Source organism: Anaerobacillus sp. ABD4_527 (assembly GCF_056160805.1).
The window spans coordinates 37435-52797 of sequence record NZ_JBSWXZ010000005.1; the positions used below are offsets into that span (position 1 = coordinate 37435).

The window sequence follows — 15363 nt, forward strand, 5'->3', positions numbered from 1 at the left end:
TGATATAAATGGGGAAAGTGGGCTTTTTTAAATCCATACATTTTAAATTTGCAATCGTATATGTTCTTCTTATCCTTATCGCAATCCAATTTATTTCCGTCTATTTTAATGACAAGCTTGAAGAACAGTTTGAACAGAACTATGTGAATTCAGTGAAAGACCGTGCTCAGCTATTGGCTGAAAATGTGTCGAGTCAAATCAACAGTAAAAGTGATGAGGAAAACAATTCGATAGCGGAATTAATAGCGAATTTTAACCAAAAGGAGATTCGCCAAATTTATGTCATCAATTCACTTGGTCAGATCGTAGGTTCTCTCTATGATGATGAATTAGTTGGATCACTTTCAACAAATGAGTACGTGAATAGTGCTCTCAATGGAATTGATGATCAAGAAATATTAGTGGATGAAGATGGAGAGCGGTTTTTCGTCTACAGTGTGGCGGTAGTAGGCGATACGAATTCAACTGTAGGTGCTGTTTATATTCAAGCTGATATGGAACATGTATTTAAGCAAGCGAACGAGGTAAATAAATTATTGGCTCAATCTGCGCTTATCGCGCTTGTCTTAACAGGTTTATTAGGAATCGTTATTTCTCGTACGATTACGCGGCCGATCTCTGATATGCGTAAACAGGCACTTGTTATGGCACGCGGAGATTTCACTCGTAAGGTAAAGGTATACGGTGAAGACGAAATCGGTCAACTTGCGCTAGCTTTTAACGATTTAACTAGAAGGTTACAAGAAGCGAATGCGATTACTGAGGGAGAGCGGCGTAAGCTAACTTCCGTACTTGCCTATATGACAGATGGTGTTATCGCAACAGATCGTGAGGGGATGATCATCCTTATGAACGATCGAGCTGAGGAGATGATGGATGTTTCGCGTGAAACAGCCTTAGGTACGCCGTTAAATAAGGTTCTCCAATACGCTGAGGAAAAAACATGGGATGATCTTTATAATGGTCCAGACTCTGTTATCCTCGATTTAAGTAATGAACATCAAACGTTCATCATTCGTGTGAATTTCTCTATCATTCATAAAGAAGATGGACCAATTAATGGTCTAATTGCCGTTCTACATGATATTACTGAACAAGAGCAGCTAGAGCAAGAACGCAGAGAATTCGTTGTGAACGTTTCTCATGAGCTTCGTACACCACTTACAACGATGAGAAGCTATTTAGAAGCTCTTCAAGAGGGTGCTCTTTCTGACCCAGAGATTGCGCCACGCTTCTTAAGTGTGACTCAGAACGAAACAGAGCGAATGATCAGACTCGTAAACGATCTTCTTCAACTCTCAAAGATGGATAAAAAAGAATACCGTCTTGAATTTAGCGAGGTTGACTTTGTAGAGATGTTTGATCAAGTTCTAGATCGGTTCGAGATGTCTAAGCGTGAAAACATTGAGATCGTTCGTCAGCTTCCTTATGCTGCAATCTTTACAAGAATCGATCGAGATAAAATGACCCAGGTGCTCGACAATATCATCTCCAATGCCATCAAATATTCCCCTGAAGGTGGAACAATCACAGCTCGCTGCTGGACGATCGGTAAAAAAGTTCGTGTTAGTATCAGTGATCAGGGTGTTGGAATTCCTAAGAACAACTTGTCTAAAATATTCGATCGCTTCTATCGAGTCGATAAGGCGCGCTCTCGTCAATTAGGCGGTACGGGTCTTGGATTAGCGATTGCAAAAGAAATGATCAATGCGCACCATGGAGACATCTGGGCAGAAAGTAAGTGGGGTAAAGGAACGACTATTTACTTTACACTTCCTTATAAGCGAATAAGGGAGGTCGAAGAGAATGAGAATGACTAAGAAACATTTGGAGACGATCAAAACGATTCTATTGAACGTTTTAGTCGTATTGAGCCTTGTATTAACCTGGCAAATCTGGACCTTCGAGCCGGATTATGAGAGGGAAACAACGCCTTCTGAGAATAGAACGGTAGGTGTCAAAGAAGTTGATCTCAGTCAGGTCGTTAAACCGAATCAAGTTGTGTTTCATCAAAACGATAGCCATTACACGTCATTTGAAAGAGTAACGATCGATTCTTTCTATACTGATTTCATCTCTGGTACAAGGATTAAGTCTGTAACGATGGTAGATAATATCGACAGTCTGATCAATCGTGAAGAGAGCATTGAGTTCATTTTTCCAACTTCACTTTCAAACGATGTGTTAAAAAGTCTAGTGAGTGTTGCAAAGGGCGATATCCCACTAGAAGTGTTCGATCGACTTATTGTTCCTTCAGCCCAATCTGGGAAAAACAACGAAGTTATCTTTTTGAATAGCTCTAGTCAGATTGGGATGAGAGCAACGGTCGACGTGTCTAGGGATATGAAAGAGTGGTTCAGTGAAGATTTCTCCTCTCTTCTGGAATCTAACGGTAAAATAACCCGTGCTCGTTCTTATCAACCTAACGATAATACGCCGATCTTTTATTTACCTACAAATGAAATTCAGATGAGGCTGTATGATGTTAGAACCGATGAATTAACGAATATAGACGCTTTTATCACAGCTCTATTTCCAGATGAAAATGCTGTAGAAGAAAACACGGTTATTAATTCCTCTTCTTTATATACGGATGGAAGTCGCGATTTGAATTATGATAAGACGAATAATTATATGGGCTTTATTAACCCGCCTTCTACATCAAGCAAGTTTGTGGCGAATGAAGCTCCGATTTTGAATGCTTATGGATTTGTTAATAAGCACTTTGGTTTTCAGATAAGTGATCCAAATGATGACTATTTTCTGAGCGAATGGGTCACATCTTCAAAGACGAAGACAGACCGAATTACCTTTAGATTGAATACGGAAGGATACCCTGTTTTCAGTCCATATCAAGAGGATTTAGATGAAATAAATGTAACTTTAAAGAACAATGAGATCAGTACGTATAAGCGCATGTTGAAGGTGGTCCAATTCGCCAATGACATTGAAACAAGAGGGCTACCTTCTTACGATAAAGTTGTCTCGCTATTAGATGAAGGCAACTTCAAAAAAAGTGCGATAACGAATTTTACAATCGGTTATACGATTGATCGAGATGAAAACAGTAACCAAGATTTCGTTCTGATGCCTCAGTGGTATGTTAAGTTGAACCAATCATGGACGCCGCTTGAGAATTTAGAGCAAGGAGGGAATGATTTTGGATTGGAATAGAACGAAAACCATACTCATCCTAACCTTCCTTGTTTTTAACATTTTTCTACTCAGTGATTTGATTTCAAAACGAACGGATATTAGTGGTCTTGAGCAGCTTCAGCAGGTAACTCTAGAAGAAAAGCTTGATAGCTTTAACGTCACCTACAAGAAGAAACCAACCGTTCAAACTGAAAACATGCCTTATATAAGTGGTAAAGTCCATGAATTCAATGAAAAAGAAGAAAAAACATTGGAAGAAGGGACGAGTCAGGAAATTGAGTTAGATGGGAATAAGCTGATTTCCACGCTCGAGAAGCCATATCCCATCAACGACCCAACTCGAGCTTCAGCTTTTTCAATCTTCTTAGAGACTTATGTGTATGAAGGTTCAAAATATGAATACTCTCACTCAGCAGATGATAAGAATATCATCTATTTCGTAGAAACGTACAAAGATGATCGCCCGATCTACAATCAAAATTCTGGGATGCTGATCGTAAGTATGGAAGACAATAAAGTCACGTCTTATACCCAAACGTATCTTGACCTCAATTCTATTACGGAAGAGAGAAAGATCGATCCTGCTTCTGACGCAATCGAAGTATTATTAAACCAACAGTATATCGAATTGAATGACGTTGTTGAAGATGTCTCTCTCGGCTACTATACCGTAACGAATGAGGACGAAAGAGAGAAGATCGTGTTTGTTCCAACGTGGCGCGTTGTTTTAACAAATTCAAAGAATGAAGAGCAAGAGCCTGAGGTTTATTATGTAGATGCAATTGAAAAGAACGTGTTTAGTGCTACGGAAGATGACGAAGAAATTGAAGAAAGTGAAGAGGAAGGTAACGGTGATAATCAAGGGAAAGATCTGGACCCTTCAACACCACAACCTTCTTCTGGGGAAAAGTAGGAGAGGAATGGAATATGTCTCTTAAATTTAGCGTGCTTGCAAGTGGTAGTACTGGGAATGCACTATTTGTCGGTACAGAGAAACAAAAGTTTTTGGTAGATGCAGGGTTGAGCGGGAAGAAGCTTGAAGAGTTACTCGCCAAAGCTCACATCGATCCTAAAGAAATAGATGGTTTGCTCGTAACTCATGAACATAGTGACCATATTAAAGGTCTAGGGATCTTTGCTCGTCGTTACAAACTACCGATCTATGCAAATGAAAAAACGTGGAATGCGATGGAGCGGTCGATCGGTGAAATTCCTCTCGACCAGAAGTTCCATTTTGATATGGAGACTGTTAAAACATTTCACGACTTAGATGTAGAATCATTCGGTGTTTCTCACGATGCGGCTGAGCCCATGTTTTACGTGTTTCATCATGAAGGGAAGAAACTGAGTCTAGCAACCGACCTTGGCTATGTTAGTGAACGGATCAAGGGGACGATTCAGGATTCGGATATGCTTATCTTTGAAGCAAATCATGACATCAATATGTTGATGATGGGAAGGTATCCCTGGAACGTCAAAAGACGAATTCTTGGAGATATGGGACACGTCTCGAATGAAGATGCAGCAGCAGCCCTCGCAGATATCATCGGTGATAAAACGAAGCGTATTTATTTAGCCCATTTAAGTAAAGATAATAACATGAAGGACCTGGCAAGATTGTCAGTTCAACAGTCTCTTGAACAAAATGGTTTTGCTGTAGGTGAACAGTTCGATCTCTATGATACAGATCCTACAACCCCTACGCTTCTAACAAAAGTATGATGTCTGTTCAAGGTTGGATGGATAGTCTCAATTAGGTCCACCTTTTTTGATAGGAAAGGAAAGGTGAAAAAATTGGGCTTTTATGATGGTGAGGATTATAACCGGACCACCAAACAAAAAGGAAACCGTGGTGGTGCACTTGTTGCTGGATTTCTTGGTGCTATTTTAGGTGCATTGATCATCCTTTTTACGGTTCCAGCCTTGTCTGGGCTTGGCGTATTACCAGAAGTAACATCTCCCGCACCTGAAGAGGAATCGAACGGTCAGCTTGACCAAGATCCGATAACTAAGAGTATCAGTGTAGATGTAACGAATGATATTACGACTGCGGTTGAGAAGGTCAACGAAGCGGTTGTAGGGGTCATTAACCTTCAAAAAACAGATTTCTGGGCTGAAGATTACGGTGAAGCTGGAGCAGGTTCTGGCGTTATCTACAAGAAACAGGGCGATACTGCATTTGTCGTTACAAACAATCACGTTGTTCAAGGTGCAAGTCAGATCGAAGTTAGTTTAAGCGCAGAGCAACGAGTTGCTGCTGAGCTTGTTGGTACCGACCCATTAATGGATCTTGCAGTATTAAAAATTCCTTCTGCTAACGTAACGATGGTAGCTGATTTTGGAGATTCAGATAAATTAAAGCCAGGAGAGCCAGCGGTTGCAATCGGTAATCCACTCGGCTTCCTTGAAGGAACTGTCACACAAGGCATCGTAAGTAATCCTGAACGCTCATTTCCGGTCGATACAGACCAAAACGGAACGATCGATTGGAATGCTGATGTTATTCAAACAGATGCCTCTATCAATCCAGGGAATAGTGGAGGAGCTTTAATTAACATTTCTGGCCAGTTGATCGGTATCAACTCGATGAAAATTGCGAGGTCGAGTGTAGAAGGAATTGGGTTTGCGATCCCTATCAATATCGCAGAACCAATCATTAACGACTTAGAGACTTATGGTGAAGTCAGAAGACCTCAAATAGGAGTTGGAACGAAATCTCTATCTGAAATACCAACTTACCATTGGAGTGAATCGTTAAAGCTTCCAATGGATATCGATTACGGTGTTGTCATCATGAGTGTATTTCCAACGTCAGCAGCATATCAGGCTGGACTTAAAGAGTTAGATGTGATTACTGCGATAGACGGAGAAACGATCAAGAACTCAATAGACTTACGGAAGTTTCTTTATTCCAAAAAAGAAATCGGGGATTCAGTAACGATGACTATTTATCGTGAAGGAAAAAAGCAGAATGTAAAGGTAACGTTATCTGAACAACAAACCTCATAATCACTTATTAACAGGAGAGGAAACTCTCCTGTTTTACTGTTTGAGTTATGCACAGTGGATAACTAGAAAGGATGGCTTAAATGAAGATTCATTGTTGTGAAGAGCATGTAGAGCTTGCTTTAGATGTGACTGTAGATGAAACGGAGCAGTTTCCTGTTTTAGAAAAGCTTGAAAAGAATGATGGGAACTTGTCCACAACATGTAAATATTGCAGTAAACCTGCCGTATATATGGTGTCGAACTAATATTCGGTCACGATATGTGGATAGAAAATGTGTATATGTGGATAAGTTCTGTTGATAACATGTTTATTAATTGTGGATGTACTGTATATAGAACGACTGTGGGAGGAGAATGATCGGTTTGAATATCAGCATCGTGACGGTAGGAAAATTAAAAGAAAAATACCTTAAACAAGGAATTGCTGAGTATACGAAACGACTTGGACCTTATGCAAAAGTAGAAGTGATCGAGGTCCCAGATGAAAAAGCACCTGAGAATCTTAGTGAAGTTGAAATGGAACAGGTTAAACAAGCTGAAGGGAACAGAATTCTATCGAAAATCTCTCCAGACGCTCACGTGATCGCATTAGCGATTCAAGGAAACATGAAAACCTCTGAAAAACTGGCGAAAGACCTGGATCAGCTCGCCACATATGGTAAAAGTAAAGTAGCGTTCGTCATAGGAGGCTCTCTAGGCTTGAGTGAGGACGTTATGACAAGAGCGAATGATACACTATCCTTTTCTAAGATGACGTTCCCTCATCAGCTTATGAGGCTTGTTCTCGTCGAGCAAATCTACCGCGCGTTCAAGATTAACCGTGGTGAACCGTATCATAAGTAATGAAAGTCTACTAAAGCGTTTCTCTAATAGGAGGAACGCTTTTATTTTACTGCAAAACCCCTCCCTATGATTAGCTGTTCCCTTTCCATTAGAATTGCAGCTCATAGATATTTTTTACAATTGTGAAATAAATCTATAAAATGGTTATAATGGAGATAGAAAAAGAAAGTGCCAAAGTGACGCCTTGCTTTGATGAAGCTTGTGCGCATACTCTTTATTACTATTAGAGATAAGGAAGGATATCATGAGTAACAATCACAAAAAAGACGTTATCTTAATTGGTGCTGGTGTCATGAGTGCCACTTTGGGATCATTACTGAAAGAGTTAGCACCGAATTGGAACATAAAAGTATTTGAAAAGCTAAGCCGTGCAGGAGAGGAAAGCTCTAATGAGTGGAATAACGCTGGGACAGGCCACGCTGCGCTTTGTGAGCTCAACTATACTTCTGAAAAAGCTGATGGATCGATCGACATTAGTAAAGCTGTTAAAGTAAACGAGCAGTTTCAGTTATCAAGACAGTATTGGTCTCATCTCGTAAACAGAGGCTTGATCGATAATCCCCAAGATTTTATCATGCCTATTCCCCATATGAGTCTCGTACATGGTGAGGCGAATGTGGCATTCTTGAAAAAGCGGATGGAAGCGTTGTCAGAAAAGCCTTTGTTTCAAGGTATGGAGTTTTCAGATGATCCTGAGAAGCTTAAAGAGTGGATGCCACTTATTATGAACGGACGCTCATCAACGGAACCTATTGCAGCGACGAAAATCGACTCTGGAACAGACGTTAATTTTGGTGCGCTAACGCGTTTACTATTTAAGAATTTAGAAAGTAAAAACGTTGCCATCAATTATAATCATAGTGTAGAACATATTAAGCGTAAGAAAGATGGACAATGGGAAGTTAAGGTCCAAGATATGGAAAACGATAACTTGGAATACCATTCCGCTGACTTCGTTTTCATTGGAGGTGGAGGGGGAAGTCTTCATCTATTACAGAAGACGGGTATCCCTGAATCGAAGCATATCGGCGGGTTTCCTGTAAGTGGACTCTTTATGGTGTGTAAAAACCCAGAGGTAATTGAGCAGCACCATGGGAAAGTATACGGTAAAGCGAAAGTAGGAGCCCCTCCAATGTCTGTTCCTCACCTAGATACGAGGTATATCGACAATAAGAAAAGCTTGCTATTCGGCCCATTTGCTGGTTTCTCGCCAAAATTCTTAAAAGGCGGTTCGAATCTTGATCTGATCAGCTCTGTTAAACCAAACAACGTGTTAACGATGATGGCGGCAGGAATGAAAGAGATGGGACTTACAAAATATTTGATTCAACAAGTGATGCAGTCTCACGAGCAGCGCATGGAAGAGATACGTGAATTTATTCCAGATGCTAAATCTGAAGACTGGGAAATTGTTGTAGCAGGTCAGCGTGTGCAGGTTATCAAAGATACGAAAACTGGTGGCAAGGGCACGCTTCAATTCGGCACTGAGATTGTAAATGCTTCTGATGGCTCGATCGCTGCTTTACTTGGTGCTTCTCCGGGTGCTTCTACAGCTGTTCATGTGATGCTTGAGCTTTTTGAACGTTGTTTCCCTCAATATTTGGCAGATTGGGAGCCTAAAATTAAAGAAATGATCCCTTCCTACGGCCAGTCGTTAGCTGAAAACCCTGAACTTTTTAGAGAAATTCATACTTTAACTGCTAACACACTCGGTTTGTATCAACAGGAAGTCGTTTATAGCTAATAAATTTTAGCCAGGCGGATTTTAATCGCCTGGCTTTTTATTTGCCCTTACACAAAGGTTGCATGGATAGAGTAGAGGGGAGACTTGCAATGAAAAAAATAAAAGTATACAAAAGTGTGTACTTGTTTGCAATTCTGTTTACAAGTATACGTAAAATGTGTGCTTGTTTACTTTATTGTATACATGGCTTATTGGCGGCATGTGTACGGGTTTGTAAACAAGTAAACATAATATGTATACATGTATACATAATTTGTACACATGTATACATAATTGTAAACTAGATAGAATGACTCATTGACGAAAGACGAAATCTTCTATAACTTTTAACTTAATAGTAGAAATACTAGATTCATTTAAATTTGAAAGGGTGGATCGATTTATGAGTAATTCGAGAATTGCAGCAGTTGATGTTGGTAATGATTCTCTAAAAGGAATTTATGGAAAACTTGAATCCGACTTATACATACCAAACGTGATAGCAAGAGATATTGAAGATCGTCCTGTAATCGGTATTGAAGAACTTGATACGAAGGATCCTCTTGATGGAATCCACATCAGAGTGCACTCCCCTGCTCTTCAAGATAACAATGCGATTTACCGAGTAGGAAACCTTGCGACAACTAGTGATAATCCTACAGAGCTTGATCCAGGTAGCGCTAAATCAGAAGAAGACCAAACGTTAATCATGCTTTTTGCATCACTTGCGTTGGATGCAGTAGATGAGAAGAACACGGCAAACTTCAAGAATCAGAATGGCGTAATCGATGCGAATTATACACTCGGTACTGGACTTCCACTTCGTGAAGTGAAGGAAGGTAAAGATGTAGGTTATCGCTCAAGACTACTAGGATCTGTGCACCAGGTAGAGTTCTTAGTAACGCCTAAGCACCAAGGTAAGAAGGTTAATATTAAGTTTGATGAAGTAAAAGTTTATCCTGAAGGCTTTGCTGCTTATATCAATCTAGTAATGGATAACGACCTAAACATCATAAATAAGGACCTAATCGATAAGCGTATTCTTATTCAAGATATTGGTGGCCTATCTACTGATATCGCAGTTATCAAGAATAGAAACGTTGATGATGACAAAGCACAAGGTTTTAACATCGGAGTAGCGGAATCGCTAGAATTGATTCGTGAAGAAATCCGTTCTAAACACGGCGTTGAGCTAGACAGCAGACGCGATGTAGTCGATATTATCACCAAGAAAAATGATCGTAATCACATCATGGTTCGAGGCAGTCGCACAAGCGTTCACGATATTACAGACCGTATTCTTCTTGAACTTGCGAAGAAACAGTACCGTCATCTTCGTAATGTGTGGCAAAAGAATTCTCAAACTGAAATTTGCTACTTTGTAGGTGGTGGCTCGATCGTCCTTAAAGATTACCTTAAGACATTAAACAACAACCTGGACGGCTATAATATCGACTTCTTTGAAGATGAAAGAGAAAGCATTTGGATGATGTCTAATGCTTACTATAAGTTGATTTCAGACTACAATCGAAAGCTTAAAAAAGAGTCTTCAAAAGAGAAAAAGGAAGAAAAGCACAAGGTCAAGAACTAGGGTGATTTGATGAAAAAGGTGGGGATGACAGGGATTCAGAGGGGGCAGGCCATCACGTTTCGGCTGCCTTCTGACACACCTGATCACATTCTGAAACAATTGCAGAAATTAAAAGAAGAAGAGAAGAGAAATTTCTCAAGTCGGATTGCAGAGTATGTCCTTGAAGGTGTCACTCAAACGATTAAGCGAGATAAAGAGGCCATTACAGTTCCTCTACCAAAAAGTTTGAGTAAAGCCCAGCGGGATTGGTTAAAGCATGAACACTCTGAGGCACTTCTAGGCAATATTGTTTATCAGATTTTATCAGATCCTCTTCGTGCAGCATCGGTATTAGCCACGTTTACAAGTAGTTCTCTAGATATTGAAGAAGCCCTTTACTGGCAGGAGAACGGCTCTCAAGCCGCATCTACACAAGAACGTGTTGAAGAAGGTCAATCTGAGTCAGAAGTTACACGGAACGATGATGATCTAATGAATTTCGACTGGGAGCATGCAAAACAAGAGCAAAGTTCATCAGTCGAGGAAGAACCTGAGAGTGATGAAGATCTGCTTGGAGGTTTCTTAGACAAAATGAATAAATAAAGAGGCAGGAGAGATTTCTGCCTCTTTTCAGTTTGGTGATAAACCTGTGTGGTCCATATGCCTTAGGAGAATGAATACAACTTGCCTATGCATAGGAATATGAATTTGATCTTTCGTCCAAGCGGAACTTTCTCACTGGAGCGGAAATCCATCAGCACCAAGGTTAATAAGGTTTCTCGACAGTAAAGAAGCAGGAGATCTCTCCTGCTTCTTTACGTTATATTTTCCGGGCAATAGTCTTAAAGCTTTCGCATAGCGTCAGCAACGAACTCAACGTCCGTACCAACGATGATCTGCAGGTTGCGGCTATCCACTTTCACCACACCTCTTGCTCCGTGTTTCTTCAACTCTGCTTCGTTCACTAGTGAAGCATCTTTAATTTGTAACCTGAGTCGTGTTGTACAGTTATCGATCGATGAGATGTTATCAATTCCACCGATACTTCTTACAAAGTGACCAGCCATAAGATCGTATTTATCACCTTCAGCTGGAGTATCATCCTGTGCAATCATATCGTCATCTTCCCGTCCAGGGGTTTTAAGATTAAATGCTCGAATAAGGAAAAAGAAGATGATGAAGTACAAGATACCATAGCCTATTCCGACACCAAGCAGCAGTAGTGGCTTTTGAGCTAATCCATAGTTAAGAAAGTAATCGATCGCTCCGGCCGAGAATCCAAATCCGTGATGGATATCAAGTACATATGCAAGCACCATGGAACTTGCCGTTAGAAGCGCGTGAATGACGTAAAGGAATGGTGACAAGAACATAAATGCAAATTCGATCGGTTCCGTGATACCAGTAAGAAATGATGCGAAAGCGATCCCTATAAGCATACCACTTACCTCTGCTCTTCTCTCCCTTTTTGCAGTTGCGATCATGGCTAGACATGCTGCTGGTAAGCCAAACATCATAATCGGGAAGAAGCCCGTCATGAAGATACCGGCTGATGGATCTCCTGCAAAGAAACGGTTCAGGTCTCCCGTTGCGCCATTGTATTCACCGAATACAAACCAAACAAGACTGTTTAGTACGTGGTGTAATCCAAATGGAATCAAGAGTCGATTTAAGAATCCGAATACCCCTACTCCAAGAGCACCTGCGTCTATTATCCATTGTCCAAGTGCGTTGATGCCATCCTGGATCGGCGGCCATATAAATCCAAATATGCCTGCGAGAATGACCATTGTTGCTGCTGTAATGATCGGGACGAAACGTCTGCCACCGAAGAAGCCAAGCCAGCTCGGTAATTTAATATTATGAAACCGATTATACAATAAGCCGGCGATAAGCCCAGACATAATCCCTCCGAGTACAGCCATTTCGATATCTTCATCGATGGATTGTGTTCCTTGAGTAAGGACGAGGTAACCGATGGCACCTGATAGTCCGGCAGCACCGCTTCCATCCTTTGAAAATCCGATTGCGACTCCAATAGCGAAAATAAGTGCAAGATTATCGAAAATAGCTCCCCCGGCAGCCGCTACGAACGGAATTCCCAACAGGTCATCCTGTCCTAAACGAAGCAATAGAGCAGCCGCTGGTAATACAGCGATCGGCAGCATCAATGATTTACCTATTCTTTGTAAAGCTCCTAACATAACAACTTCTACCTCCTTTTAGTCGTATTGAAAACGTTTTAACTCTAAAACAATCATAACAACATTTAAATATAGTTGTCTATACCAATTTAGACTTAAATTATTATGAGACGCTTTATCTGGTATAGACAACTGTACTTTATGGTGGTAAAATTTATATAACAAGTCCAAACAAGGAGTTTGATCGTATGAATGGAGATAGCTTTGTTATAAATCGTGTGAAAATATATGCTGAAGATGAAACGATTCAGAATGGTTATCTCAAAGTTAGAAATGGAAAGATCGTGGCGATCGGGCATTCTAACTCCCTTGAGACAAGCCCTGACGAACCGGTCTATCAGTCCCCGAAAAACCATAGTTTATTGCCAGGAATGATCGATGTTCACATTCATGGAGCCAATGGAGCAGATACAATGGACGCTACTCCTGAAGCAATTGAAACGATCGCGAGAACACTTCCTTCTGAAGGAACGACAAGCTTCCTTGCTACTACGATCACGAACGATGATCTTGCAATCGAGACAGCGTTATCAAATGTAGGAGATTATATACTAAATAAGCAATCTCCTGGACACGCAGAGATTATAGGCGTTCATTTAGAGGGACCGTTCATTAATCACATTCGCGCAGGAGCGCAGCCTTCTGAAGCGATTCAGAAGCCGGATATCTCTGTATTTAAGAGATGGAACGAATTGGCGCAAGGCACAATAAAGCTCGTGACGTTAGCACCTGAGATAGGCAGTGGAATGGAACTTGTACGTTACTTGTCAAAGCAAGGGATCGTTGCTTCAATCGGTCACTCTGATGCAACGTACGAGGATGTTCAAGAAGCGATTAAAAATGGTGCAACTCATGTAACACATCTCTACAATGGAATGAGAGGACTTCACCATCGAGAGCCTGGCGTTGCCGGCGCTGCTTTGCTATTTTCAGAACTGAAAGCAGAGATCATTGCGGATGGGCATCACGTGCGGCCTGAAATGATCGATTTGGCTTATCGCCAAAAAAACGATGAGGGAATCGTATTGATCACAGATTCCATGCGAGCGAAATGCTTGAAGAATGGAAGCTATGACCTAGGTGGTCAGGACGTTTCCGTAGAGGATGGGAAGGCATTGTTGGAAAACGGCACGCTTGCTGGAAGTGTATTAAAAATGAATCAAGCTTTGAAGAACATTCAAACCTTTACGGGCTGCTCTCTTCAAAGTGCGATCAAGATGGCAGCTGAAAACCCAGCACGCCAATTAGGTGTCTTTGATCGTAAAGGAAGTATCGCAGTAGGAAAAGATGCAGACCTCATCCTTCTTGATGAAGAAGGAGAAATTTATGCGACGTTCTGTAAAGGTGTACGTTCATAGTCAACATAAGGAGGGGCAGTATGAGAATCATAAAAGCAACTGATTATCAGGAACTTAGTCATCTCGCAGCTGACTTCTTTATTGAAAGGGTAAAAGAAAACCCAGAGGTCACGCTTGGGTTGGCTACAGGCGGTACACCGAGAGGCACGTATCAAAGAATGATAGAAGATTATTACAAAAACCACACCTCTTACAGCCGCGTGAGCACGTTTAATTTAGATGAGTATGTTGGGTTACCTGCGGACCACCCAAATAGTTATCATCAATTTATGAAAACCCATCTATTTAATAAGATCGATATTCCTGCTAAACAAAGGCATCTGCCTAACGGTGTTGCTTCGGATATAACAAGCGAATGTTTGAAATATGAAAGGTTGATTGAGGAATCAGGGGGAATCGATGTTCAGCTTCTAGGTTTAGGGAGCAATGGCCATATCGGATTCAATGAACCTGGGACATCGTTTCATACAAGAACTCATGTCGTAGAACTTGCTCACTCTACGCGTGAAGCAAATGCGAGGTTTTTTAATGGTATTGATGAAGTCCCAAGAGAAGCGATTACGATGGGAATCTCAACGATTATGAAGAGTAAAGAAATTCTATTGCTAGTATCAGGAGAAGAAAAGGCTCACGCACTTCGACAGTTGCTTCATGGGAACGTTGGAGAAGAATTTCCTGCTTCTATTTTAACAACGCACCAAAACGTTACAATAATTGCCGATCAAAAAGCGTTGTCAGACGTTCCACACGGCTGAAAGGAGAATCGTATTGATGATAGATAAAACATCCCCTTTACCAATATATTATCAGCTTGTAGAACTGATTAAAGGGATGATTGACAAGGGAGAGCTTAAGCCAGGTGATTCTCTCCCTTCTGAAAGAGAATATGCAGAAAGATTTAAAATCAGCAGAATGACTGTGAGGCAGGCAATCACAGAGCTCGTGAATTCAGGCTACCTTTTTCGTCAAAAAGGGGTCGGTACCTTTGTAGCTGAGAAGAAGATCGAACAGCAGCTTTTAGGGCTGACCAGCTTCACAGAAGATATGCAGAGTAGAGGAATGGTCCCGAGTAGCAAGCTGATCAGCTTCGAAATCGTATCGTCACCAGCCTCTATTTCTGAGCAATTGAACATCCAGGAGCATGCTCCAGTGTATGAGATAAAACGTGTGAGGCTAGCTGACGGAATTCCGATGGCGCTAGAGACTACTTTTATTTCTGCAAACCTTGTAAAGGGGATAACAGAAGATACGGTTAGTCAGTCACTGTATGATTACATTGAGAACCAGCTTTCAATCAAAATTGGTGAAGCAACACAAGTGTTAGAGTCATCTATCGCAACACAGCAGGAATCACAGTACCTTAAAATAAAAAAGGGTTCACCAATCCTCCTTATCCAAAGAAACACGAAACTTGCTGATGACACCCCGCTTGAAGTGGTGAAGTCATCTTATAGGGCGGATCGCTATAAATTTACGATTACAATGAAGCGATAACCTTTT

Annotated in this window: 14 protein-coding genes; 13 read left to right on the top strand and 1 reads right to left on the bottom strand. The window is 41.0% G+C overall.

The features are described from left to right. Positions 1 to 8: 8 nt before the first annotated feature. The 10 genes from walK (at position 9) to ACXAHI_RS18995 (ending at position 10904) form a co-directional block, all read left to right on the top strand. Complete coding sequence (gene walK / locus ACXAHI_RS18950; protein ID WP_474850502.1) at positions 9 to 1820, top strand: cell wall metabolism sensor histidine kinase WalK; 1812 nt, start codon at positions 9 to 11, stop codon at positions 1818 to 1820. Then, the gene (locus ACXAHI_RS18955; RefSeq protein ID WP_474850504.1) at positions 1807 to 3174 is read left to right on the top strand and encodes a YycH family regulatory protein; all 1368 of its coding nucleotides are present in this window, start codon (positions 1807 to 1809) and stop codon (positions 3172 to 3174) included. The genes walK and ACXAHI_RS18955 overlap by 14 nt, the downstream gene beginning before the upstream one ends. After that, the gene (locus tag ACXAHI_RS18960) at positions 3161 to 4069 is read left to right on the top strand and encodes a two-component system regulatory protein YycI (RefSeq protein ID WP_474850506.1); all 909 of its coding nucleotides are present in this window, start codon (positions 3161 to 3163) and stop codon (positions 4067 to 4069) included. Before ACXAHI_RS18955 ends, ACXAHI_RS18960 begins: the two co-directional genes overlap by 14 nt. Positions 4070 to 4083: 14 nt before the next feature. Beyond that, positions 4084 to 4878, top strand: a complete 795-nt coding sequence (locus ACXAHI_RS18965; RefSeq protein WP_474850508.1) for an MBL fold metallo-hydrolase — start codon at positions 4084 to 4086, stop codon at positions 4876 to 4878. A gap of 72 nt (positions 4879 to 4950) precedes the next feature. Beyond that, positions 4951 to 6165 (top strand): S1C family serine protease, encoded by a 1215-nt coding sequence (locus ACXAHI_RS18970; protein ID WP_474814687.1) that lies wholly within the window; start codon positions 4951 to 4953, stop codon positions 6163 to 6165. Between the two features lie 80 nt (positions 6166 to 6245). Continuing rightward, complete coding sequence (locus ACXAHI_RS18975; protein WP_270180564.1) at positions 6246 to 6410, top strand: CxxH/CxxC protein; 165 nt, start codon at positions 6246 to 6248, stop codon at positions 6408 to 6410. 118 nt (positions 6411 to 6528) lie between these two features. Then, positions 6529 to 7008 (top strand): 23S rRNA (pseudouridine(1915)-N(3))-methyltransferase RlmH, encoded by a 480-nt coding sequence (gene rlmH, locus ACXAHI_RS18980; protein ID WP_474850510.1) that lies wholly within the window; start codon positions 6529 to 6531, stop codon positions 7006 to 7008. 229 nt (positions 7009 to 7237) lie between these two features. Beyond that, positions 7238 to 8752, top strand: a complete 1515-nt coding sequence (locus tag ACXAHI_RS18985; protein ID WP_474850598.1) for a malate:quinone oxidoreductase — start codon at positions 7238 to 7240, stop codon at positions 8750 to 8752. A 382-nt stretch (positions 8753 to 9134) separates the two neighbouring features. Further along, positions 9135 to 10322 carry an Alp7A family actin-like protein gene (locus ACXAHI_RS18990; RefSeq protein ID WP_474850512.1) on the top strand — a complete coding sequence of 396 codons (1188 nt, stop codon included), beginning with the start codon at positions 9135 to 9137 and terminating at the stop codon, positions 10320 to 10322. A gap of 9 nt (positions 10323 to 10331) precedes the next feature. Continuing rightward, entirely contained in the window at positions 10332 to 10904 is a 573-nt protein-coding gene (locus ACXAHI_RS18995) for a hypothetical protein (protein ID WP_474850514.1), read from the top strand. Positions 10905 to 11143: 239 nt separating this feature from the next. On the opposite strand, the gene nagE is transcribed toward ACXAHI_RS18995, so the two are convergent. Continuing rightward, positions 11144 to 12505, bottom strand: a complete 1362-nt coding sequence (nagE, locus tag ACXAHI_RS19000) for an N-acetylglucosamine-specific PTS transporter subunit IIBC (RefSeq protein ID WP_474850516.1) — start codon at positions 12503 to 12505, stop codon at positions 11144 to 11146. A gap of 188 nt (positions 12506 to 12693) precedes the next feature. Between nagE and nagA the strand changes: the two genes are divergently transcribed. The 3 genes from nagA to ACXAHI_RS19015 are packed head-to-tail and all read left to right on the top strand — an operon-like array spanning position 12694 to position 15357. Beyond that, on the top strand, positions 12694 to 13863 hold the full coding sequence (gene nagA / locus ACXAHI_RS19005) for an N-acetylglucosamine-6-phosphate deacetylase (RefSeq protein ID WP_474850518.1): 1170 nt from the start codon (positions 12694 to 12696) through the stop codon (positions 13861 to 13863). 20 nt (positions 13864 to 13883) lie between these two features. Beyond that, positions 13884 to 14618 (top strand): glucosamine-6-phosphate deaminase, encoded by a 735-nt coding sequence (gene nagB, locus ACXAHI_RS19010; RefSeq protein ID WP_474850520.1) that lies wholly within the window; start codon positions 13884 to 13886, stop codon positions 14616 to 14618. Between the two features lie 16 nt (positions 14619 to 14634). After that, complete coding sequence (locus ACXAHI_RS19015) at positions 14635 to 15357, top strand: GntR family transcriptional regulator (RefSeq protein ID WP_474850522.1); 723 nt, start codon at positions 14635 to 14637, stop codon at positions 15355 to 15357. Positions 15358 to 15363: the final 6 nt, after the last annotated feature.

Excerpts from the sequence above, each read along its gene's own strand:
- walK (WP_474850502.1), top strand. The coding sequence starts at position 9 with ATGGGGAAAGTGGGCTTTTTTAAATCCATACATTTTAAATTTGCAATC.
- ACXAHI_RS18955 (WP_474850504.1), top strand. The coding sequence starts at position 1,807 with ATGAGAATGACTAAGAAACATTTGGAGACGATCAAAACGATTCTATTG.
- ACXAHI_RS18965 (WP_474850508.1), top strand. The coding sequence starts at position 4,084 with ATGTCTCTTAAATTTAGCGTGCTTGCAAGTGGTAGTACTGGGAATGCA.
- ACXAHI_RS18975 (WP_270180564.1), top strand. The coding sequence starts at position 6,246 with ATGAAGATTCATTGTTGTGAAGAGCATGTAGAGCTTGCTTTAGATGTG.
- ACXAHI_RS18990 (WP_474850512.1), top strand. The coding sequence starts at position 9,135 with ATGAGTAATTCGAGAATTGCAGCAGTTGATGTTGGTAATGATTCTCTA.
- ACXAHI_RS18995 (WP_474850514.1), top strand. The coding sequence starts at position 10,332 with ATGAAAAAGGTGGGGATGACAGGGATTCAGAGGGGGCAGGCCATCACG.
- nagE (WP_474850516.1), bottom strand. The coding sequence starts at position 12,505 with ATGTTAGGAGCTTTACAAAGAATAGGTAAATCATTGATGCTGCCGATC.
- nagA (WP_474850518.1), top strand. The coding sequence starts at position 12,694 with ATGAATGGAGATAGCTTTGTTATAAATCGTGTGAAAATATATGCTGAA.
- nagB (WP_474850520.1), top strand. The coding sequence starts at position 13,884 with ATGAGAATCATAAAAGCAACTGATTATCAGGAACTTAGTCATCTCGCA.
- ACXAHI_RS19015 (WP_474850522.1), top strand. The coding sequence starts at position 14,635 with ATGATAGATAAAACATCCCCTTTACCAATATATTATCAGCTTGTAGAA.